Source organism: Pseudomonas yangonensis (genome assembly GCF_009932725.1).
GTDB lineage: Bacteria > Pseudomonadota > Gammaproteobacteria > Pseudomonadales > Pseudomonadaceae > Aquipseudomonas > Aquipseudomonas yangonensis.
On sequence record NZ_BLJU01000003.1, the window covers coordinates 316,840 to 338,246 of the forward strand.

At 64.7% G+C, this 21,407-nt stretch carries 16 protein-coding genes; 3 read left to right on the forward strand and 13 right to left on the reverse strand.

Annotated features, from left to right (window positions below; genetic code table 11):
• Position 1: 1 nt before the first annotated feature.
• The 13 genes from GYB81_RS07125 to tssA form a co-directional block, all read right to left on the reverse strand.
• On the reverse strand, positions 2–4,453 hold the full coding sequence (locus GYB81_RS07125; RefSeq protein ID WP_161864233.1) for an RHS repeat-associated core domain-containing protein: 4,452 nt from the start codon (positions 4,451–4,453) through the stop codon (positions 2–4).
• A gap of 6 nt (positions 4,454–4,459) precedes the next feature.
• Positions 4,460–4,888, reverse strand: a complete 429-nt coding sequence (locus tag GYB81_RS07130) for a DcrB-related protein (protein ID WP_161864234.1) — start codon at positions 4,886–4,888, stop codon at positions 4,460–4,462.
• Positions 4,888–6,828, reverse strand: a complete 1,941-nt coding sequence (locus GYB81_RS07135) for a type VI secretion system Vgr family protein (protein ID WP_161864235.1) — start codon at positions 6,826–6,828, stop codon at positions 4,888–4,890. Before GYB81_RS07135 ends, GYB81_RS07130 begins: the two co-directional genes overlap by 1 nt.
• A 58-nt stretch (positions 6,829–6,886) precedes the next feature.
• Positions 6,887–9,559 carry a type VI secretion system ATPase TssH gene (gene tssH, locus GYB81_RS07140; protein WP_161864236.1) on the reverse strand — a complete coding sequence of 891 codons (2,673 nt, stop codon included), beginning with the start codon at positions 9,557–9,559 and terminating at the stop codon, positions 6,887–6,889.
• Complete coding sequence (tssG, locus tag GYB81_RS07145) at positions 9,552–10,604, reverse strand: type VI secretion system baseplate subunit TssG (RefSeq protein ID WP_161864237.1); 1,053 nt, start codon at positions 10,602–10,604, stop codon at positions 9,552–9,554. The genes tssH and tssG overlap by 8 nt, the downstream gene beginning before the upstream one ends.
• Positions 10,568–12,427, reverse strand: a complete 1,860-nt coding sequence (gene tssF / locus GYB81_RS07150; RefSeq protein WP_161864238.1) for a type VI secretion system baseplate subunit TssF — start codon at positions 12,425–12,427, stop codon at positions 10,568–10,570. The genes tssG and tssF overlap by 37 nt, the downstream gene beginning before the upstream one ends.
• Positions 12,424–12,939, reverse strand: coding sequence for a type VI secretion system baseplate subunit TssE (gene tssE, locus GYB81_RS07155; protein ID WP_161864239.1), 516 nt, complete (start codon positions 12,937–12,939; stop codon positions 12,424–12,426). The genes tssF and tssE overlap by 4 nt, the downstream gene beginning before the upstream one ends.
• An 8-nt stretch (positions 12,940–12,947) precedes the next feature.
• The gene (locus tag GYB81_RS07160; protein WP_161864240.1) at positions 12,948–13,400 is read right to left on the reverse strand and encodes a hypothetical protein; all 453 of its coding nucleotides are present in this window, start codon (positions 13,398–13,400) and stop codon (positions 12,948–12,950) included.
• Entirely contained in the window at positions 13,397–13,855 is a 459-nt protein-coding gene (locus GYB81_RS07165; RefSeq protein ID WP_161864241.1) for a T6SS effector amidase Tae4 family protein, read from the reverse strand. The genes GYB81_RS07160 and GYB81_RS07165 overlap by 4 nt, the downstream gene beginning before the upstream one ends.
• 79 nt (positions 13,856–13,934) lie before the next feature.
• Complete coding sequence (locus tag GYB81_RS07170) at positions 13,935–14,423, reverse strand: Hcp family type VI secretion system effector (RefSeq protein WP_024306158.1); 489 nt, start codon at positions 14,421–14,423, stop codon at positions 13,935–13,937.
• 156 nt (positions 14,424–14,579) lie between these two features.
• Positions 14,580–16,073 carry a type VI secretion system contractile sheath large subunit gene (tssC, locus tag GYB81_RS07175; RefSeq protein ID WP_161864242.1) on the reverse strand — a complete coding sequence of 498 codons (1,494 nt, stop codon included), beginning with the start codon at positions 16,071–16,073 and terminating at the stop codon, positions 14,580–14,582.
• Positions 16,074–16,087: 14 nt separating this feature from the next.
• Entirely contained in the window at positions 16,088–16,603 is a 516-nt protein-coding gene (gene tssB / locus GYB81_RS07180; protein WP_013713177.1) for a type VI secretion system contractile sheath small subunit, read from the reverse strand.
• A 91-nt stretch (positions 16,604–16,694) separates the two neighbouring features.
• Positions 16,695–17,711: a type VI secretion system protein TssA gene (gene tssA, locus GYB81_RS07185; RefSeq protein WP_161864243.1), complete on the reverse strand. Its 1,017-nt coding sequence runs from the start codon at positions 17,709–17,711 to the stop codon at positions 16,695–16,697.
• Positions 17,712–18,092: 381 nt separating this feature from the next.
• Here tssA and tagH point away from each other — a divergent pair, with 381 nt between their 5' ends.
• Genes tagH through tssK form a run of 3 tightly spaced genes read left to right on the forward strand, consistent with a single transcriptional unit; the run spans position 18,093 to position 21,405 of the window.
• Complete coding sequence (gene tagH / locus GYB81_RS07190; protein ID WP_161864244.1) at positions 18,093–19,520, forward strand: type VI secretion system-associated FHA domain protein TagH; 1,428 nt, start codon at positions 18,093–18,095, stop codon at positions 19,518–19,520.
• Between the two features lie 23 nt (positions 19,521–19,543).
• Positions 19,544–20,059: a type VI secretion system lipoprotein TssJ gene (gene tssJ / locus GYB81_RS07195; protein WP_178101748.1), complete on the forward strand. Its 516-nt coding sequence runs from the start codon at positions 19,544–19,546 to the stop codon at positions 20,057–20,059.
• An 11-nt stretch (positions 20,060–20,070) separates the two neighbouring features.
• Complete coding sequence (gene tssK / locus GYB81_RS07200; protein ID WP_161864246.1) at positions 20,071–21,405, forward strand: type VI secretion system baseplate subunit TssK; 1,335 nt, start codon at positions 20,071–20,073, stop codon at positions 21,403–21,405.
• Positions 21,406–21,407: the final 2 nt, after the last annotated feature.

Sequence of the window (21,407 nt, forward strand, 5' to 3'; positions counted from 1 at the left end):
GTTAGCCTCCGCAGCGTACTGCGCGTATAGAATTTTTATTTAGCATAGTTCGCCCATTTCTCAATCCGGCGCGCTCATTTCTTAGCACCCCTGATACCGCTTTTTTGTAGTCAGCTTCTACCCATCCATTTTTCTCGCCGACTCGCGCTATAATATCCAACTGCTGCCGGACACTCTTGTTGTACCCGGGGTGAGACCCTTTATGGATGGTCCTAGTGGGATGTGCAGTCTCATTAGTCGGCAAATAAATAATATTGCGATTACTATGCATTTTGAAATCTGCATTTTTCAACGCTGGATGATTCTCTAAGGACTGCGGGATGATGTGATGTTTCTGGAACCCCTCCAGACTTTTCATATTCTGGTAAGTCCACGTCTTCAGTCCCCACGGATCCACCCACCCAAACGGCTCCGGTGCGTACTGGAACAGGTTTATCCCACCCGCCAAGCCAATCGGGTCCGGACTGATAAACCTTCCGATATCCGGATCGTAGAACCTGAAGGTGTTGTAGTGCAGCCCGGTTTCGCGGTCCAGGTACTGGCCCTGGAAGCGCAGGTTCTGCTCTTCGACAAAGAAGCTTTCCTGCTGTTCGGCCAGGGTGTTGCCCCAGACCTGGTAGCGGGCCTGCCAGATGCAGCGGCCGTCGTCTTCGGTGAGTTGCTGCGGTAACCCGTTCGGATCGGTGTGGTAGTAGCGCAGGCGGGCGTGTTCGCCCTGGCCGTCGACGCGGGCCAGCGGGTCGTAGCTGCCTTCGTCGTAGAGGTAGAGGCTGTGCCGGCCGTTGCGGGTTTCGCTGAGCAGGCGCATGCCGTCCCAGGTGAAGTCGGTCTGGCCGAGCAGCACGCCGTGGGCATCGTAGTGGCTTTTGCCGATACGCCGACCAAGCGGATCGTAGTGCATGACCACGCGGCTGCCGTCATTGTTGGTGACTTCCCGCACGCGGTGTTCGGCGTCATAGCTCAGGCGCTGCACCTGGTGACGGCCGCTGCGCTTTTCCACCAAGCGGCCGAAGGCGTCGTAGCGGTAGCGCTTGTCCTGGTAAGTCAGCAGCTTGTTATGGCGCACCCAGCCGCTGCTGGCGGCGTCGCCACCGACCGGGTGCAGCAGGTTGGCAGCGGCGTCGTAGCTGTAGGTTTCCAGATTGCCGCGAATCAGGTCCTGGCTGGCGATAATGCGTCCGCTGGCATCGTAGTGCAGCTGCTGCTTCTGTTCGCGCTGGCTGGCCGGGTCGCGGTCGAGGCGGCCGATCAGGTTGTCGCTGGGATCAAAGGCATAGCGCCGCTCGGCTTCGGCCGGCAGCTGCACGGGTTGCTCCAGGCGCCGACGCAGGCGTGCGGTGAGGCGTCCGGTTCGGTCGTACTGGCTGCGGGTAACGAGCTGCCCCTGGGTGCGCAGCACCTCGCGATGCAGGCGGTCGCGCTCGAAGCGGCTGACCAGCTGATCATCCAGGTGGAGCAACTGCAAGTGGCCGCTGCCGTAGTACAGGCGGCGGATACGGCGCTGGTCAGGCAGTTGCGTTTCCAGCAGGTTGCCGAGCTCATCGTAGGCATGCTGCAGGGCGCCAGCGGCGCTCTGCTCGCTGAGCAACTGGCCAAGGGCGTCGTAGGCGAAGGCCAGTGACTGCACCTGACCGTCAGCCGCAGTGAAGTCGACCCCCGTCAGGCGATCGAGCGGGTCATAGCTGTATTCGGTGCGACCGTCATCGGTGTGCTTGGCGATCATCCGGCCAGCGGCATCGCGCTCGAAGCGGTGGATGATCGGCGCCGGCGGCGTCTCCGGGACGCTACCCAGGCCCGTGCCGTGTGGGGCTGGGGTATAGGCCAGGCCGATGAGGTTGCCCTGCGGGTCATAGCGATAATGGCGGGCACTGTCGTCTAGGTCATGCTGGGCGGTGAGACGGTCGAGCACGTCCCAGGTGAAGCGGTAGCGTTCGTCGTTCTCGTTGCTCAGGGCGAGCAGGCGACCATAGGCGTCGTATTCGAAGCCGACGCTGCGGCCCAGGGCATCGATGCGCTGACGTACCTGGCCACGGCGGTCATAGCGATAGCGCACGGGCTTGCCGGCAGGATCGAGGTAGGCGCTGAGCTGGCCGATGGCGTCGCGTTGAAACTCCTCGCAGCGGCCGTCGGCGAGTTGCGTCTGCAGCAGGCGTCCCTGGCTATCGTAGTGGTAACGGGTGATCTCGCCGAGGGCATCGGTGATCTGCACCAGGTTGCCGCGCTCGTCGTAGGCGAAGCGCGTCGGGTAGCCGGAACAGTCGACCTGCTCGGTGAGCTGGCCGAGGTCGTTCCAGCGCAGGGTCTTGCGCTTGCCGCTGGCGTCGATGATCTCCACCGGCAGTCCGCTGGTGTCGTAGCGGTAGCGGGTGACATGGCCTAGCGGGTCGATCTCGGCGATGCAGTTGCCGCGCTTGTCGTAGCGGTACTGCCAGGCATTGCCGGCGGCGTCGGTCTCGGCTTCCGGCAGCGACCAGTGGCCAAGCCACTGGGTGAAGTCGCGACGCCCCAGCGGGTCGAGGGTTTCGCAAAGGTTGCCGGATTCATCATAGGCGAATTGCCAACGCGCGCCGTCCGGAGCGACGGCGGCGAGCAGCTGGCGCTCGTCGTTCCATTCGAACAACCAGAGCTGGCCGAGGGCGTCGCGATAGCGGGTGATCTGGTACTGGCTGTTCCAGTGGCGTTCGCTGGTGCGACCAAGGCCGTCGATGACCCGGGTGATGCCCGCATCCAGATCGTAATGCAGATGGTATTCGTCGCCGTCGTCGGTCCAGTGCCGTGTCACCCGCCATTCGCGGCCATCGGCACCCTGAAACTCGCCCCACTCGTAAAAGCAGCGCAGACCGGTGGGACGCTGGTGCTCGATCAGACGACGGCCGCTGTCGTAGACGAAGCGACGCAGCAGTTGGCCCTTGTCGTCGCGGACTTCGCTGAGATCGCCCTGTGCGTCATAGGCGTAGGCGACCAGCACCTCGCGCCGCTGATCGGCGAACAGGCGCTCGACCCGGCCAAGGCGCTGCGGGTGGCGGGCGTCGGCAATCAGTTCGATGCACAGCTGGTAATAGCCATCGCGCACGGCACGCAGCCGGCCAGCGGCGTCGTATTCGAGCAGCAGGCGGTTGTCGTTGCGATCACCCAGCTTGCTCAGGCGCAGACGGTCAGGTGACTCGGGCAACGGCTCGAACAGGCGGTAGAGGCCATCGACGCTTTCCACCAGCAGCGCGCCGCCTTCATCGCGGCGGAAGTTCAGGCCTTCACCCGGGCTGTAGCAGGCATCGCCCGGTGGCAGGCTGCCGATCTCGATGGGGCGGCCCTGCTCGTCGATATAGGTCAGCGCTTCGCCGCCCTCCGGATGGACGTGCACCTGCACGGCGATCTCGAACGGCAGGCTCCAGCCAGCCCCCAGCAAACCGTCACGGCGCTCGTCACGGCTGCTGTAGAAGCGCTGCCACTCGATGGGCATCAGCCCCGGCAGGACGAAGTCGAGGTCGTCGTCTTCACCGAGCACCTTGGCCCCGGTGCTGGCGTGCACCGGATTGGGTGCACCGCTGCTGGCCGAGCCGAGAGCGTTGGCGATGGAGTTGGTGGCATAGGCGGTCGCACCGCCCATGGCCATGTTGCCGGCGAAACCGGCGACCAGGCAGGGCAGCTTGCTGCACAGCTTGCGCGGGTTGCCACGTAGCGCCATGAGCACAGTTAGGGCCAGGCCGATGCCGGGGGTCTTGCCGCTGCGAATCGGCTGCACCACCACGGCGTCACCACCGATGCGCACGTTCGGCGAAATGTTGCCGCTTTCCACCACCGTGGCTTCGCAGGTGCTGCGATCACCGCTGCGCACTGCCGGCTGGCCTTCGATGCTGACCTTGATCGAGCCTTCGGCCAGCAGCTGCACCGGCATCGGCGGGTGCTTCTTGCACTCGATGGAATCCAGCGGGCAGGGGATGACGCCAGGTGCCGGCTGGGCAACCGTCGGCTGCCACATCTCACTGAAGAAGCTCTTGGCCATGTCGAGGAAGCTCGGCTCAGGCTCCTCGGCGGATGGTGCCTGCTCCAGCTCGGTGCCTGCCGGCGCAGCGGCGCTGCCCAACTTGCCAGCGGCGCGCGCGGAAGGCAGGCCGTTGGTTTTGGTCTTGTTGGCGCCGGTGAGGATCTTGGCCTGGACATTGGGCGGGGAGATGGCGTTGCCCAGGCCTTCGCAGAGGGTCGTGAGACCCTTGTCCCAGCCGGTTTTGTTCATGCCGACCCCCACGGCGATCCCCACTACTGCGGCGAGAACAAATCCACCGAGACCAAAGGTGAGGACGGTCAGGCCGGTGGCGGCGACCACCGCAGCACAGGCCACGGCGGTGATGGCGGCATAGGCAGCCACTTCCAGCACGCCGCCGACGATGTCGGCGAGCAATGTGGTGTGCAGCAGATCGTCGCCGAGCCGGGCGGCCCAGAGCGCATCAGACATCGCAGGTCATCCGTTGAGGCTGAGGCTGTGCTTGATCTGCGCCCAGTGCGCGGCGTCGGCATCATCGAGCGGCGTCGGTTTGACGTAGCTGAGGGCGAGCAGGCGCCGACCATCGGCCAGCAACACGCCGAGCTGGAACTGGTAGACCTGCTCCGGCCCCTTGCTGAACTGGCTGCGCAGCTCGACGCCGACGATGGTCTGCGCCGGGCCAACCTGGACATCCTGCACGGCGCTGCAACGCAGATCCTTGACCTGTTTAGCGAGCTTGGCGACCTGGGCTTCGAAGTGGCTGCGCAGGGTTTCACCGTCGCCCAATGCACCACGGGTGATCACCAGTGAGGTACCGAGGTCATTGAGGCGCAGGATGTTGATGCTGCTGTCCTGCAGGTCCTTGCCGGGCAGTTTCAGGCTCAGTTCTTGAGTGGTGTAGCTCATCAGACGTTTCCTTTGTCTTGCCCGAACATAGATTTGACGGCTGCATCGATGCTGCCCTGATCACCCTGACCATCGGGGGTGGCGCCAGGGCCGCCGCCGATGTTCAGGTTGAGCACGCCGCCGGTGTTGAATTCAGCGTCGCCGCTGGCGTGGAAGTTGATCGCCACGCCGCTGAGGTTGATCTGGCCGCTGGCGTTGAGTTCGAGAATGCTCTTGCCGCAGACCAGGCGCAGGTTCTGGCCGACCTCGATGAGGTAGCTCTGGCTGATGCTGTCGGTCTTGGTCGAGCCCACCAGCAGCACGTCATCGAGCTTCACCGCACGCAGGCGGTTGTTGCCGATGGTGACGGTCTCGTTCATGCCGATGCTCTTGACCCGGTTGTTGCCCACCGAGAGGGTTTCATCCACCTCGACGACGATGTCCTGGTTGCGCTCGGCGTGGATGTACAGCTGCTCGGCGCCCTTCTTGTCCTCCATGCGGATTTCGTTGAAGTTGGCCGGCGTGCCGCCCTTGCTGGATCGGCTCTTGATGCCGCTCTGGGTAGCGTTGGCGGGCAGGTCGTAGGGCACGGTCTGTTCGGCGTTGTAGACGCGGCCGGTGATGATCGGCTGGTCCGGATCACCCTCCAGGAAGCTGACGATGACCTCCTGGCCGATGCGTGGAATCTGGATCGCGCCCCAGTTCTTGCCGGCCCAGTTCTGCGAGACGCGAATCCAGCAGGAGCTGTTCTCGTTGGACTGGTCGTGGCGATCCCAGTGGAAGTGCACCTTGACCCGGCCGTACTGGTCGGTCCAGATTTCCTCGCCGGCGGGGCCGACCACCACGGCGGTCTGCGGCCCCTGTACCATTGGTTTGGGCGTGCCGCACAGCGGGCGGAAAGTCTGCTGGGCGTCGGTGCAGGTGAGTTGGCACTCGAACTGGCCACCGCCGCCACTGCCACTCTCCAGGGACTCCTGCAGGACGTGATAACGCGCGCAGACCACCAGATATTCACGGTTCTGGTCGGCGCGACCGAAGCCGGTGAGGCTGAACAGGTTGCCCGAGGCGATGCCGCGCACGCTGCCGCCGAGCTCGACGCGCTCGTGCAGACTCTGCAGCGCCTCGATGCGATTGCGCGCGTACTGCTCGCCGTCACTGCTCTGCACGTAGGCGCCCGGGTAGTCGTACAGCGGATAGTCGCCGGCACTGTGCGGGCGCGGCATGACCGAGCGCACATCGATGCGCGCGCTGGGGCGCTGGAAGTCGTAGTCGTTGAGTTCCATCGAACCCGGCTGCACATGCTGGGCCAGCTGCCAGTCGTTGATGTGGTCGCGCTCGCGGTGCTGACCGTCCGGCGGGTAGTAGGGCACGCTGGCGTAACCGGGGGCTGGCACGTGGGCGCCGTAGGCATCGGCCAGCACCAGCACGTGGCGATCGGCCTCGTGGCGGAAGTAGTAGTAGATGCCCTCCTTCTCCATCAGCCGGCTGACGAAATCGAAGCTGGTTTCGCGGTACTGCACGCAGTACTCCCACTCGCGGTACGGGCGGCTCAGCGCGTCTTCGAAATCGGAGAACCCCAGGTCGCGGAACACCTGCTTGATGATCTGCGGCACGCTCATGTGCTGGAAGATGCGGCAGTCGGAAGTGCGGCTGAGCAGCCATAGCCAGGGCCGCAGGGTGACCCGATAAGCCGCGAACTGGCCGCGGTCGACGCTCTGCCCGCAGGCGGCGACGATGCCGTGGAAATGCCGGTCGCCGCCGCCATGCTGTTGCACGGAGAGCGTCAGCGGCTTGCCGAGCAACTGGTTGAGATCGAGGTTGGCATCGTGGGACACCAGTTGCAGCTCGTACTCGAACAGACGGCCCAGCTCGTCGCTGCCGTGCATCGAGCGCAACAGCAGAACGTCCGGCCCGAGCGGGCTGGTGATGCGGGCAAAGCGGGAAGATTGGGCGAAGAACATAGGTCGGGGTTCCGGCCTGCCATGGCGCGGGCCGGCGCTAGCCGACCTGCGCTCGGGCTCAGGCGTTGTCGGCGAAGCTGTAGTTCAGGTCGTTGTCGGCCACACTGACGCGCACACCAGCCAGCGGCTTGCCTTCCATCATGCGGGTAAGGAACTCGCGGCTCATGTCCGGCAGCATGCCGTTGGTGAGAATGGCGTCGATCTGCCGGCCGCCACTCTCGCTCTCGGTGCAGCGCGAAACCACCAGGTCGACCACCGCCTCGTCGTAGTCGAAAGGCACCTTGTGGGTGCTTTCGATGCGCTTCTTGATGCGCCCCAGCTGCAGGCGGGTGATGGCCTTGAGCATGGCGTCGCTGAGCGGGTAATAGGGGATGGTTACCAGACGGCCGAGCAGCGCCGGCGGGAAGATCTCCAGCAACGGCTGCCGCAGGTCGCGGGCGATGCTTTCCGGGTCGGGCAGCTTGTCCGGGTCCTGGCACAGGCGCGCCACCTGTTCGGTGCCGGCGTTGGTGGTGAGCAGGATCAGGGTGTTCTTGAAGTCGATCAGGCGCCCTTCGCCGTCTTCCATCACGCCCTTGTCGAACACCTGGAAGAAAATCTCGTGCACGTCCGGGTGGGCCTTTTCCACCTCGTCGAGCAGCACCACGCTGTACGGCCGGCGGCGAACCGCCTCGGTCAGCACGCCACCTTCGCCGTAGCCGACGTAGCCGGGCGGCGCACCCTTGAGGGTGGAGACGGTGTGCGCTTCCTGGAATTCGCTCATGTTGATGGTAATCAGGTTCTGCTCACCGCCATACAGCGCCTCGGCCAGCGCCAGCGCGGTTTCGGTCTTGCCGACGCCGGAGGTGCCGGCGAGCATGAACACGCCGATCGGCTTGTTGGGGTTGTCGAGGCCGGCGCGGGAGGTCTGGATGCGCTTGGCGATCATCTTCAGCGCGTGATCCTGGCCGATGATGCGCTTGCCCAGCAGGCTGTCGAGGTTGAGCACGGTCTCGACCTCGTTGCGCGCCATGCGCCCGACCGGGATGCCGGTCCAGTCCGCCACCACCGAGGCCACCGCCTGGTAGTCGACGGTCGGCAGGATCAGCGGGGCTTCGCCCTGCAGCTGGCTCAGGCGCTGCTGCAATTCGACCAGCCGCGCGCGCAGGGCCTGGTGATCGGTGCCGCTGTCCTGATCGACCACACCGGCGCTTTCGCGCAGGCTGGCGCGGGTGGCCAGCAGTTCGTCGACCAGCTGCTTCTCTTCGGCCCAGCGGCTTTCCAGCTCGGTCAGGCGCTCGCGTTCGGTGGCCAGCAGGCTCTCGCTGTTGGCCTGACGCAGGCTGACGTCGATGCCGATGGCGTGCTCGCGGGCGATGATCTGCAGCTCGGTTTCCAGCGCTTCGATGCGCCGGCGGCTGTCGTCCACCTCGGCCGGTACGGCATGCAGGCTGATGGCCACGCGGGCGCAGGCGGTGTCGAGCAGGCTGACTGACTTGTCCGGCAGCTGGCGCGCCGGGATGTAGCGGTGCGAGAGCTTGACTGCGGCGTCCAGGGCTTCGTCGAGAATCTGCACCTGATGGTGCTTCTCCATGGTCGAGGCCACGCCGCGCATCATCAGCAGCGCCTTGTCCTCGGACGGCTCGGGCACCTGCACCACCTGGAAGCGGCGGGTCAGCGCCGGGTCCTTCTCGATGTGCTTCTTGTACTCGGCCCAGGTGGTGGCGGCCACGGTACGCAGGCTGCCACGCGCCAGCGCCGGCTTGAGCAGGTTGGCCGCGTCGCCGGTACCGGCCGCGCCACCGGCGCCGACCAGGGTGTGGGCTTCGTCGATGAACAGGATGATCGGCTTGGGCGAGGCCTGCACATCTTCGATGACCTGGCGCAGGCGCTGCTCGAACTCGCCCTTCATGCTGGCGCCGGCCTGCAGCAGGCCAACATCCAGGCTGCGCAGCTCGACGTCCTTGAGCGAGGGCGGCACGTCACCGGCGGCGATGCGCAGGGCGAAGCCTTCGACCACGGCAGTCTTGCCGACACCGGCTTCACCGGTAAGGATCGGGTTGTTCTGCCGGCGACGCATGAGGATATCGACCAGTTGGCGGATCTCTTCGTCGCGGCCGACGATGGGGTCGAGCTCACCCTTGCGCGCCTGCTCGGTGAGATCGATGGTGAAGCGCTTGAGCGCCTCCTGCTTGCCCATCGCCGCCGGTGCCATGGCACCACTGGCCTCACCCGGTGCGGCAGCGGCGAAGCCGTCGCTGGCGGCCAGGTTGTTCTCCGGCGAATCGCCGACGTACTCGTCGAAACGCTCGCTGAGGGTTTCCACCTTGATCTTGGCGAACTCGCCCGACAGGCCCAGCAGCACCTGGCGCAGGCTCGGCGTCTTGAGGATGCCGATGATCAGGTAGCCGGTGCGCACCTGGTGCTCGCCGAACATCAGGCTGCCGTAGACCCAGCCACGCTCGACCGCTTCCTCGACGTGCGAGGACAGGTCGGTGATCGAGGTCGAGCCGCGTGGCAGGCGGTCGAGTGCGTCGGTCAGGTCTCGCGCCAGGCGTGCCGGCTCCAGGCTGAACTGGCGGATGATGCGGTGCAGGTCGGAGTCCTGCAGCTGCAGGAGCTGGTGAAACCAGTGCGCCAGCTCGACGTAGGGGTTGCCACGCAGCTTGCAGAACACGGTGGCGGCCTCGATGGCCTTGTAGCCGACGCTGTTGAGCTTGCCGAACAGCGCGGTACGACTGATTTCACCCATGTGAAGTTCTCCTTGATTGATCCGCCGGCGGGGTCGCTGTGGCGTGATGGCGGGCCAGCACCAGGTCCCTGGCGTCGTGCTGTGGCTGGCCGAGCCAGGTGGTGTAACCCAGGCGAGCCTGGCCATTGAGGCGCAGCGCGGGGACTTCCTCGCGCTGCAGTACGAGATTCAGTTGCCAGTCCAGTTCGTCGCCCTGGTATTCGGCGACCCAGGCCACCAGCGCGGCGAATGAGTCGCCGTCGGGCAGCATGGCGTTGTATTGCTCGAGCGTCAGCGGACCGAAGCAGATGCGGAAGCTGTGCTGGCGGTCCCAGACCTGGCTGCCCAGGCAGAAGTCCACGCCCAGCTGGCTGGACTCCACGCCCAGGCGCGTGCGCTCGGGCAGGCTGAGCCAGCTGCCGGCGTATTCCTCGATCTGCACCGGCACGCCGAAGTAATCGGCGAGGATCGCCTTGAGGCCATCGGGGTAACGCGTCTGCGCGGCCAGGTGACCGCTGTAGTGCAGCTTCGCCGCATCGTCCAGCAAGCCCCGCTGGCGCAGGCTGGGCATACCGCGACCGCTGAAGGCGGCCAGGCGAGCCGACCAGTAATCGTCGTCGGGGCGGTCATGGCTGACGGTCGGCCGGGCCTCGGCCCAGGCACGATAGAACAGGGTCAGCAGGCGATGATGGAACAGGTCGAGGAAGTGCTTGCTGGTGCTGTCGGCGTGGTTACGCTGGCGCTCGCGCACGTACTCGGTCAGGTGCAGTGGCAGCGGCCCGTTGGGCCCACCGAGGCCGAAGAAATACTGTTCCAGACGTGCCGGTCGCTCGTCGCTGGCTGGGGTCACAGCGGCCAGCGTAGCCGGGGCGAAGGTGCCCTCCTGGCGCTGCCCGAGGCGCAGCGGATCGTCTGCCAGGCGCCGGGAACGCCCCAGGCGCGGCAAATGCGGGTGCTCGTTCTCGATGCGTCGCAGAGCCTGGAAGAAGTCGTACTCCCAGGGCTGCGCCTGCATCTGTGCAAGCGTGTCTAGAGGTTCGGACGACGGCCGGGCCGGGCTTTCCATCGCATGATCTCGCCGCGCTCGGTGCTGCGCAGCACCGTCTCGGTAAAGCTGTTGAGGGATACGTAGCGCGCCAGGAAACGCTCGAACACTGCGCCGAGGAGAAACACCCCGGTACCGCGGAAGGCGTTCTCGTCGAACTCCAGGGTGATTTCCAGACCCCGGCCGAAGACGATCGGCCCGGGCATCGGCAGGCGCCGCGTGCAGGGTTTGGCGCTGACTTCGCGCAGGCCTTCGATCTGCAGCTGCAACGCCGGATTCTGCACATCGCCATACAGCCGCAGCATCTCGCGCAGGGCAGCGGCGCCCTGGCCCTGCTCGGCCAGTGACAGGTAGTTCAGTGACAGCTGGCTGATCAGCCGCCAGGCCTGGTTGTCGTGCGCCGGGCTGGGGCGCGGACGGCTCGGCCCGGCCACGCAGCGCACGCTCTGCACCGGCGCACTGTCGGCCAGGGTGAAGTCGCTCTTGCCGCTGCCGACGCTCATGAACAGCGGCAGGTCGCGGTTGGTGCACAGGGCGCTGAGACCGAGCTGGCGCAGGTCATGGCGATACGGCGCCTGGTGGCTGTCGACCAGGCTGATGAAGGTTTCGCTGCCCACATAGCTGGATCGCGTGCCGTTGCGGCGCTGCTGCGCCGACAGTACGCGCGGCTCGCGGCGCACGATGTAGTAGGCCTGATCGCGCCCATAGCGCGCGGGGTCACGCACGGCATAGAAGGGCAGGAAGGTCTGCTCCGGGCCACTGCCATGGCCGCTGACGCTGCGCAGCGAATGAATCTCGAAGTCCATGGGGCGCGTGCGGTCGGCAATGGCGTGGTGCTCGTGCACCTTGTCGCTCAGGTGGATGCGATCCAGGCGACGTGGGAACAGGTTGATCGCCGGGGTGCAGAACGGCAGGAACTGGCTGGCGTCGACCTGGTTCTGCAGGTGGCTGTCGAGGCGATCGAACAGCACGATCAACTCCAGCTCGTTGCCGCTGCACTGACGCACGGCGCGGCGCAGATTGCAGAAGTCGACGAACAGAAAACGCTGCGGCAGGGCGAAGTACTCCTGCAGCAGGCGATAGCCCTGGAAGGCCTGCGGTACTACCGGCAGCGCCGCCTCGGCATCATCGAAGCCGCACGGGCGCAAGGCGTCGGCCGGCAGCCGTTCGACCCAGTCGCGCCCCGGCTGACGGGCGAACACCGCGACGCGGTTGCCCAGCAGTTGCTCGTAGAGACGAAACGGCAACTCGTCGAGGCCGTTGAGGTACAGCGGCAGGTTGTCCAGATCCAGGCTGGCGAAGGGTATTTCGGCGCCGCTGCGCAGAGTGATGCGCAGGGCAGCCTTGGCGCGCGGCTCGCTGGCGGCCAGGCGGCCAAGCGTCGCGGCAGGATTGCTGATGTATTCGGCGTCCGCCACCTGCAGCGGCCACAGGGTCACCGGGTGTGCGGTGCGGTATTCGCAGGGGGTCTGGCTGTCCTTGCCGAGGGTGGCGCGCAGCACGCTGTCGCGCGGCAGGTTGAAGCTGCCGTTGAGCGCGCCATCGTTGGCATCGGTGTGCAGCTGCACCACGGTCATCGACGGTGTCGGCGCCAGGTAATGCGGGTAGGCGATTTCCAGCAGATTGTGGGTGAACACCGGGTACTCGGCGTCGAGCTTGAGCTGCACGCGTGCGGTCAGCCAGGCGAAGCCCTCCAGCAGGCGCTCGACGTAGGGGTCGGTGCACTCGATGCCGGACAGGCTGAGGCGGCTGGCGATCTTCGGGTATTCGCGGGCGAACTCGGCCGCGCCATCGCGAATGTGTTGCAGCTCCTGGTTGTACAGCTCCAGCAAACGCGGGTTCATGAGCGTCTCCGCTGCGTGGCGGGCAGCACCTGCACATGGCCGGACTCCAGATCCAGCTCGGTGCGCAACAGCAAGGGCAGGGGCGCCGGCTGGGCCCACAGGTCGCCCTGGATCTCGAAGCTCAGCGCGTTGTGGTTCATCTGTTCCTGACCGACATGCGCCCGCACCCGCACGCTATGGGCGAGGATGCGCGGCTCGAAAGTGACGATGGCGCGCTGGATCAGGCTCTCCAGGGCGGCGATGTCGATCCCGGACACACTGCTGCCGGCCAATGCCGGCAGGCCATAGTTGATCACCGAGGTGCCGGCTGGCGTGTGCCGCGTGGCATCGGCATCGAGCAGAGCGATGGTGTTGAACAGCCAGGTCAGATCACGCAGCACCGAGGCCTTGAGCTGGCTTAGCGACAGCACGCGACGATCCGCGCTTTCCTGCGCATTGCCGGGATCATCGTCGGTCAGGCGGTCGAGCAGCGATGGCTGCAGGCGCTCGCGCGGGGTCATGGGACTGGTCATTTGCAGGTTTACCAGTCGAACATCGCGGTGTAGCTCTTCTGATCGCCGACACCACGCAGGCAACTGGCACTCTGCGCCAGCACCGATGGCTCCAGCTGGCCCCTGATCAGTCGAATGGCCTTGTATTGCGAACGGCACTCCAGCTTGCTGTCCGCCACGGGGGCTACATGCAGCACCATGACGATCGGCACATCCTGAAAGGTCTCGACATGCGCCTGGCCATCCTTGCCGACGCTGAAATGACAGGGCGAGGCAATGTCCAGCGGCAGTACGCTCTGGTCTGGCTTGCGCAATACGCAGGCCTGGCCGGCGCTCTCCAGCCGATAAGTCTGCCCTGCCAGATCCACGTGCTGCGGATAGTCGGAATTGCCTGCGGCAGGCGGGGGAGTCGATTCGGCACAGGCACAAAGACTGGTCAGCATGCCGAGCAGCAGTATGGGTGTACGCAGGCGCTTGCTCATGCCAGCTCCCAGAACCAGACCTGCCGGGCCATGTGCCTCGGGTCATCGTAACGGCCTGCGGTAAAGCCGCGCTTCCACAGATCGATGTGGTCGCCCGTGCGCTCATCGACGGTCTGTCCGGCTTGCTGAAAGCAGTCCTTGAAGAAGATCAGTCCGCTCTTGTCGGCCAGCTTGAGACGATCCTGTGCACTGCCACCGATGATCAGCGGTCGGCCCAGGTGATGTTTCCACAACCAGTTGGCCAGTGATTCGGCGCCCCTGGCATGTGCATGAGCACATTTGGGTTCGGTGTAGGTGGCCTTGTTGACCTTGATGGTCTGCTCGGCATTGAGCGCGTAGCTCATGCGAATGGCGCATTGGTTCGCCCATGGGCCATCACATACCTTGCCGTCGGGATACTCGTCCCAGATCTTGAGATATTCGTTCCACAGATTGATAAACGATGGCTTGGCCATGAAACAGTCTCAGTACTGGATGAATCGGAGTCTTCCCAATTCCGGACGCCCCGGCGCAAGCGCCGGGGGCGGCAGCGCATCAGATCTTGACGTTGGAACGGATGTTCCAGCCGTACTTGATCGGGCCGCCTTCCTTGGTGCCGTCGGCTTTCTGCGGCTGGTAGTCGACCGTGACCTTGGCGAAGTTCAGGGTGATGTTCTCGATCAGGCGATCGTCGTTGCCCGAACCGCCGGTGCTCAGCGAGGAGATCAGCACTTCTTCGAGGTTGATGATCAGGTATTCGACCTGGGTATCACCGCCCGCCTTGCGCACGGTCAGGGTGACCTTGGGCACGTGCTTGCCGCTGGAGCAATGCATCATCAGGTTGGGGGTAGCCTTGTCGACGTACTTGGTCAGCGACAGATCCTGAATGCTCACCTTGCCCGCGCCACCACCGGTGCCGGTGTGCATGTTGCCGGACTGGGACATGCCCCAGCTCCAGTTGAGCACTTCGATTTCGTCCTTGTGGGTCTTGTCCTGAGACTCGCCCTTGATGTCACCGATCTTGATGAAGATATCGACAGCCATGTTTTCTCCTGAGGTGGCATGGGCCACTGCGTAAATTTAGGGATGACCCTGGTCATCTCACTCGCCTTGCAAATCCATCGACCTGTCCCGTACGACGTTGCGCTTCAGCCGCAAGCGGCTCGCGGCTGAAGCCGCTCCTACGGGTTGTCGGTCGAGTTATGCGCCCTTGGCCGACGGCAGCTTGGAAACCAGCCGCAGCGACACCGTTAGCCCTTCGAGCTGGTAGTGCGGGCGCAGGTAGAACTTCGAGTTGTAGTAACCCGGGTTGCCCTCCACTTCTTCCACCACCACTTCGGCGGCGGCCAGCGGGTGCTGCGCCTTGGTGGTTTCGGTGGAGTGCGCCGGGTCACCGTCGACGTACTTGAGGATCCAGTCCTGCAGCCACAGCTGCATCTCGTCGCGTTCCTTGAACGAGCCGATCTTGTCGCGAACGATGCACTTGAGGTAATGCGCGAAGCGGCAGGTGGCGAACAGGTACGGCAGGCGCGCGGCCAGGTTGGCGTTGGCGGTGGCGTCCGGATCGTCGTACTCGGCCGGCTTCTGCAGCGACTGCGCACCGATGAAGGCGGCGAAATCGGTGTTCTTCTTGTGCAGCAGCGGCATGAAACCGTTCTTCGCCAGCTCGGCCTCGCGGCGGTCGGAGATGGCGATCTCGGTCGGGCATTTCATGTCCACGCCACCGTCGTCGGTGGGGAAGGTGTGCGCCGGCAGGTTCGGCACTTCGCCGCCGGACTCGACGCCACGGATGCGCGAGCACCAGCCGTAGTGCTTGAAGGAACGGTTGATGTTCACCGCCATGGCGTAGGCGGCATTGGCCCAGGTGTACTTGCTGCTGTCGGCGCCGTCGGTGTTTTCCTCGAAGGCGAAGGCCTCCACCGGATCGGTCTTGGCGCCATACGGCAGACGGGCGAGGAAGCGCGGCATGGTCAGGCCGATGTAGCGCGAATCCTCGGACTCGCGCAGCGAGCGCCAGCCGGCGTATTCCGGGGTGGTGAAAATCTTGGTCAGGTCACGCGGGTTGGACAGCTCCTGCCAGGAGCCCATGCCCATCACCGTCGGCGAGGCGGCCGCGATGAAAGGCGCGTGCATCGCCGCGCAGACCTTGGACAGCTCGCCGAGCAGCTCGACATCGGGCGGCGACTGATCGAAGTAATAATCGCCTACCAGGCAGCCGTACGGCTCGCCACCGAACTGGCCGTATTCCTCTTCGTAGAGCTTCTTGAACACCGGGCTCTGGTCCCAGGCGGTACCCTTGAATTTCTTCAGGGTCTTGTGCAGCTCCGGCTTGGAGATGTTGAGCACGCGAATCTTCAGCTGCTCGTCGCTCTCGGTGTTGTTCACCAAGTAGTGCAGGCCACGCCAGGCGCTTTCCACCTGCTGGAAGTCGCTGTGGTGGATGATCTGGTTGACCTGTGCGGTGAGCTTGGCGTCGATGGCGGCGATGATCGACTCGATGGACTTGATCGCATCGTTGGAGATCAGATCGGTCTGCGCCAGAGCCTGTTCAGCCAGGGTACGCACGGCCGTTTCCACCGCTTCCTTGGCGCGCTCGGTCTTGGGTTTGAATTCCTGCATCAGCAGCGAGGCGAATTCGCTGGTCTGCTCGGTGCTGGCCAGTGCGGCCTGGTCGTGTTGCAACTGTTCGCTCATGGTGGTCTTCCGAATCAGGCCTGGGGCTCGTTGTCCTGGGGTTTCGGCGCGCTGGCCAGGGCCTGCAGCAATGCAGGGTCCTTGATCGCCTTCATGATCACGTCCTCGGCACCGGTCTTGCCGTCCATGTAGGTCAGCAGGTTGGCCAGCTGGGTACGGGCCTCCAGCAGCTGGTTGAGGGCGTCCACCTGGCGCGCCACGGCGGCCGGGCTGAAGTCGTCCATGCTCTGGAAGGTCATGTCGATGCTCAGGTTGCCTTCGCCGGTCAGCTCGTTGGGCACGTTGAACGCCACACGCGGCTTCATCGCCTTGAGGCGCGAGTCGAAGTTGTCGACATCGATTTCCAGGAACTTGCGATCGGCCACCGCCGGCAGCGGCTCGGCCGGCTTGCCGGTGAGGTCGGACATGACGCCCATGACGAAGGGCAGCTGGACCTTTTTCTCGGCGCCGTAGAGTTCGACGTCATATTCGATCTGCACACGGGGCGCGCGATTGCGCGCGATGAATTTCTGAGAACTGCTGTTCGCCATGCTTTCTCTCCTGGTCGCCTGACGCGACGCGGCGTGTCGGCCACCGGCCGTCTACGGTAAAGCGTGATCCCGCATACCTGGGCCAGTCGGCCTAGTACTCGTCGGGGCCGCGCAGGTTTTCGAACTGGCTCATGCCATCGGGTATGAGGTTGCGCACGATGGTCGCGAAGTCGGCATTGACCAGGCTGCGAGCCCGGTTGAGCAGCACCGGCAACGGGCTGGAAGGCTCGTGGCGGGCGTAGTAGGTGAGAATCCGCTCCAGGCTCCTGAGCACGTCATCGCGATTGGCGATTTCGCCGTTGGCATGTATCGCGGGTGCTGACGCGGTCTGCATCGGCGCCTCGCTGAAGACTTCGGTATGTGCCGAGTGGTCCTCTGCGCCTGCCGCGGCAGGGCTGTCGCCGAGTACCTGCAGGGCCAGCTTGAGCGGTTGCTGCAGCGCCGAGAGTTCCACGCCCTGAGCGGAACCGACCTGCTCGCTGACCAGACGCTCGATGGCGTCCAGGCTGTGCAGGGCTCGGTTCAGCGCTTCGTGAGTGAGCTGCAGGGCGTCGCTGTCGGCGTCCTGCAAGGCGCCGCCGAGCTCTTCGATGCTGAGGCTTTCATTGCTGGCAGGGTGCAGACCGGCGGCGTTCAGCGCCGCGCGCAGGGTGATATTGCCGAACACCCGCGAACGCACCAGCACGGCGTTGCGCAGCAAACCGAGGTTGGTTTCGCAGGTAAGGCCGGAGAGCGTGTTGATGCGAACGGTGGGATCATTGTCGTCGTCAGCGTCGAGCTGCGGGTGGATTTCAGGCCAGTAGCGCGTGAGCAGTTCGAGGATCAATTCCAGGCTGTCGGCCAGGCCTTCGACTCCGCGCAAAGCCAGGCGGCTCTGCAGCAGGTAATGGGTGATGCGCAAATCCTTGCTGCGCTGCAGAAGAGCGTAACAGGCCTGTTCAAGCTGGCGCCATTGCGGCGGTTCAGCGGCCTGGATGGCATCGCCCATGCTGCGCTCGGGACGCCCCAGCGCATCGCGCTCGAGCTGGAGAAAGTCGCTGTCGTATTCCAGATCTTCACCGCACGGCGAAGTATCCGAAACGGCGGCGAGCAACAACGAATTCTCCACGGATTCGATCTCCTTATCGATTTGAACTGCGTCACATAAGCGCCCTAACTTCATCCTGGCCGGCACTTTGCCAATTAACGTTTAATGTTAATTGGCCACTACGCATTGTCGATGGTGTCGCGCATTTTTTAACTTAAAAATATATAAAGTCAAGGTAGTATGATGACCGCTCAGAACCTTTGTGAACTTGGGCATAGTTTCGTCAAGTTGTGAGCTTGCGCACATACTTGAACCCCGGAACAATAGGTAAGATCGCGTGCTTTCGTGTTGTAGAGCACCGTTGACGGACGTTTCAGCAGGGCTCACATTTGCCTGAAAGCCTCGTGAATAAAGGCTTTCACGGCTTTTAAAGTGTCAAAAAGAGCCGGGCAGGGAGGCCACATGGCACTGCGCTTGACCATCACCAGCTATCACAAGATCACCCCCGGCCAATGTCCCGAGAAAACCTTGGAATATGGCGTGATGGCAATTGGCCGCGGTCCGGATAATGATTGGGTATTACCTGACCCGGCGCGCCTGGTGTCCTCGAAACATTGCCTTGTGCAAAACAAGGACGGTCGCTACTACATCACCGACAACAGCACCAACGGCGTCGAGCTGGTCAAGGCCGGCATTCGCATGCAACGCGGCAACAGCGAACTTCTGCAGCACGGCGAAGTTATTCGAATCGGTGAATACGAAATTGAAGTGACGCTGGAAAGTTCCATTGCAGAGGGCTCCGCGCCGTTCTCCGGTACCACGTTCGCAAACAGTTTCGAAGCCCTGATGGCCAACCAACAGGGCGCTCCAGGCAGCCCTTTCGATGCACCGGCCAACCCCTTCGATGCCTCGGCCAGCGCCCACTTGCAAAGCGTCGCTCCGCACGAGACGCTGCCCGATCTGTTCGACTTTCTTGGCCCGAGCACAGCCGCGCCGGCCCCCGTTGCCGACCATGTGCCCGCGCAGCAGCATGACTTCCGACCGCCGGAATTCAAGGCACCTGCCCCGCCCATCGAACCCAAACCCACCCCCAGTGCACCGGGCCTGATCCCCGATGACTGGAACCTGTTCGATGACATCGCGCCGGCAGCCACTCCAGCTGCACCCTTGCCGGAAAATGCTCCACCGCCGGAACCCTTCCAGCCGGCACCTGCGCCGGTGCCGAGTCCCGCACCTGCTGCCCCGGTTGCTGCGCCGGTCAGTCAGGCTCCAGCCATCCAGCCGCAGAGCGCTCAACCGGACGATGCACTGCTACAGGCTTTCCTGCGCGGTGCCGGGCTGGATCAGCTGCGTCTGGATGGCCAGCAGGCCGCCGCGCAGATGGAAAGCATCGGGCGCAGTTACCGCCTGATGGTCGAGGGCCTGATCGATGTATTGCGGGCGCGCAGCAGCCTCAAGGGCGAGTTCCGCCTGCAGCAGACCATGGTGCAGCCGGTGGAAAACAACCCGCTGAAGTTCGCGCCCAACGCCGAAGAAGCCCTGCTCCTGTTGCTGCGTGGCGGCAACTCGGCGTTCATGCCGGCCGACCAGGCCGTACAGGACGGTTTCGAGGACCTGCGCGCCCATCAACTGGCCGTCATGGCCGGAGTACAGGCCGCCATCCGTCACCTGCTGGCGCGTTTCGAACCGCAGACCCTGGAAGCACGCATGGGCAAGGGAGGCGGGCTGGCCAGCCTGCTGCCGGGCTCGCGCCAGGCACAGTGCTGGCAGCAGTTCGTGGAGCTCTACGCGACCTTGTCGCGCGAAGCCGAAGACGATTTTCAGGACCTGTTCGGCCGCGAGTTCGGCCGGGCCTATGAGCAACATATCGCCCGTCAACGACGCCCCTGACGGGCGTGGGCAAGGATGACAACGTGCGACAACGACTACTTCGGCCCGCTCTGCTGGGCCTGTTGCTGGCAGGCCTTGGCAGCGGCTGCAGCAAGGACACGATGGATGACAGCACTGCCGCACAACGGCCAACCAGCGTCGTGCTGCAACTGCAGGCCGGCGATGAACTGAACCCTACCGTCGAAGGTTACAGCGCCCCGGTGCGTGTGCGCCTGTTGGAGCTGCGCAGCGCCGCCGCATTCAGCCGGACCGATTACTTCAGCCTCGCCGAGCGCGCAGCAGCGACCCTGGGCGGCGAGCTGGTGGCCGAGGACGAATGGCTGGTCCATCCCGGCCAGACACGAGAACTGAAACGCACGCTCGACCCGGAAACGCGTCATCTGGGCCTGCTGGTCGGCTACCGCGAAATTGACCGGGCGCAGTGGCGCGTGGTCCTGGAGCCAAAGCAGGGCATCCGCAGCCATTACCGCATCGACCTCGGGACCCACGCCGCCAGCGCTGCTGAGCTCGCCGCGCCGTCCCGCCTCGACTCTCGCTAACAGGAGCCTGTATGTCCTGGAACAACCGTGTGATCTGGTCCGAAGGCATGTTCATCGGCACCCAGCATTTCCAGCAGCATGACCGCTACCTGGAGGCGCTGATCGACGCCCGCAGCCGCCCGCTGTCGGCCGCCGGCTGGGGCTTCGCCGAGCTGCAGCTGGATATCGGCCTGCTGGCACAGGGCAAGCTGGCCATCGTCAGCGCCCGCGGCCTGTTGCCCGACGGCACACCGTTCAACATCCCCCAGGATGACGTGGCGCCGGAGCCATTGGAAATCCCCGACGACCTGCGCGACGGCGTGATCTATCTGGCCCTGCCGCTGCGCCGGGCGGGTGTGCGAGACACCGTCGAAGCGGGTGAGGCGCTGGGCGGCGCGCGCTATCGCGGCCAGGTCCGCGAAGTGCGCGACGACAACGCGGCCTTCGAAAGCCGCGTGCCGGTGATGGTCGGCGAACGCGCCCTGCGCCTGCTGACCGCCGCCGATGGCCTGCAGGAATACGCCGTGCTGGGCGTAGCGCGCGTGCGCGAGAAACGCGCCGACCGCGCCCTGGTGCTGGACGAACAGTACATCCCGCCGCTGCTCGACGTGGCAGCCAGCGCGCCACTGGCTGCCTTTCGCGGCGAGCTGCTGGGCTTGCTGCATCAGCGTGGCGAAGCCCTGGCCGGGCGCGTGGTGGCCTCCAGCGCCGGCGGCGCTTCGGAAATTGCCGATTTCATGCTGCTGCAACTGGTCAACCGCGCGCAGCCACTTTTCGCCCACCTGGCGCAGCTGCAGCCCCTGCATCCAGAACGCCTGTACAGCGAATTGCTGGCTCTGGCCGGCGAATTCGCCACCTTCTCCAACGCCGGGCGCCGGCCGCTGGAGTTCCCGCCCTACATCCACGACGACCTGCAGGCCAGCTTCACCCCGGTGATGCAGGCACTGCGCGAAGCCCTGTCGATGCTGATCGACAGCAAGGCCGTAGCCATTCCCATCGTCGAGAAGGCCTACGGCGTGCACGTGGCCATGCTGGCCGACCGCAGCCTGCTGGACAGCGCCAGCTTCATCCTGGTGGTCCGCGCCGACATGCCCGCCGAGACCCTGCGCGGGCGCTTCGGCCAGCAGAGCAAGATCGGCTCGGTGGAGCACATTCGCGATCTGGTCAACCTGCAGTTGCCGGGTATCAACCTGCTGCCGCTGCCGGTGGCTCCAAGGCAGATTCCATTCCACGCCGGCTCGACCTACTACGAGCTCGACCGTGGCAGCGAACACTGGAAGCAGCTGGCGCATTCCGGCGGCTTCGCTTTCCACGTGGCGGGCGAATACCCCGGCCTGAACCTGGCCTTCTGGGCGATACGGGGCTAATC

Bases quoted from the DNA above. Each gene is read 5' to 3' on its own strand.
- GYB81_RS07125 (WP_161864233.1), bottom strand. From the start codon at position 4,453: ATGTCTGATGCGCTCTGGGCCGCCCGGCTCGGCGACGATCTGCTGCAC.
- GYB81_RS07130 (WP_161864234.1), bottom strand. From the start codon at position 4,888: ATGAGCTACACCACTCAAGAACTGAGCCTGAAACTGCCCGGCAAGGAC.
- GYB81_RS07135 (WP_161864235.1), bottom strand. From the start codon at position 6,828: ATGTTCTTCGCCCAATCTTCCCGCTTTGCCCGCATCACCAGCCCGCTC.
- tssH (WP_161864236.1), bottom strand. From the start codon at position 9,559: ATGGGTGAAATCAGTCGTACCGCGCTGTTCGGCAAGCTCAACAGCGTC.
- tssG (WP_161864237.1), bottom strand. From the start codon at position 10,604: ATGGAAAGCCCGGCCCGGCCGTCGTCCGAACCTCTAGACACGCTTGCA.
- tssF (WP_161864238.1), bottom strand. From the start codon at position 12,427: ATGAACCCGCGTTTGCTGGAGCTGTACAACCAGGAGCTGCAACACATT.
- tssE (WP_161864239.1), bottom strand. From the start codon at position 12,939: ATGACCAGTCCCATGACCCCGCGCGAGCGCCTGCAGCCATCGCTGCTC.
- GYB81_RS07160 (WP_161864240.1), bottom strand. From the start codon at position 13,400: ATGAGCAAGCGCCTGCGTACACCCATACTGCTGCTCGGCATGCTGACC.
- GYB81_RS07165 (WP_161864241.1), bottom strand. From the start codon at position 13,855: ATGGCCAAGCCATCGTTTATCAATCTGTGGAACGAATATCTCAAGATC.
- GYB81_RS07170 (WP_024306158.1), bottom strand. From the start codon at position 14,423: ATGGCTGTCGATATCTTCATCAAGATCGGTGACATCAAGGGCGAGTCT.
- tssC (WP_161864242.1), bottom strand. From the start codon at position 16,073: ATGAGCGAACAGTTGCAACACGACCAGGCCGCACTGGCCAGCACCGAG.
- tssB (WP_013713177.1), bottom strand. From the start codon at position 16,603: ATGGCGAACAGCAGTTCTCAGAAATTCATCGCGCGCAATCGCGCGCCC.
- tagH (WP_161864244.1), top strand. From the start codon at position 18,093: ATGGCACTGCGCTTGACCATCACCAGCTATCACAAGATCACCCCCGGC.
- tssK (WP_161864246.1), top strand. From the start codon at position 20,071: ATGTCCTGGAACAACCGTGTGATCTGGTCCGAAGGCATGTTCATCGGC.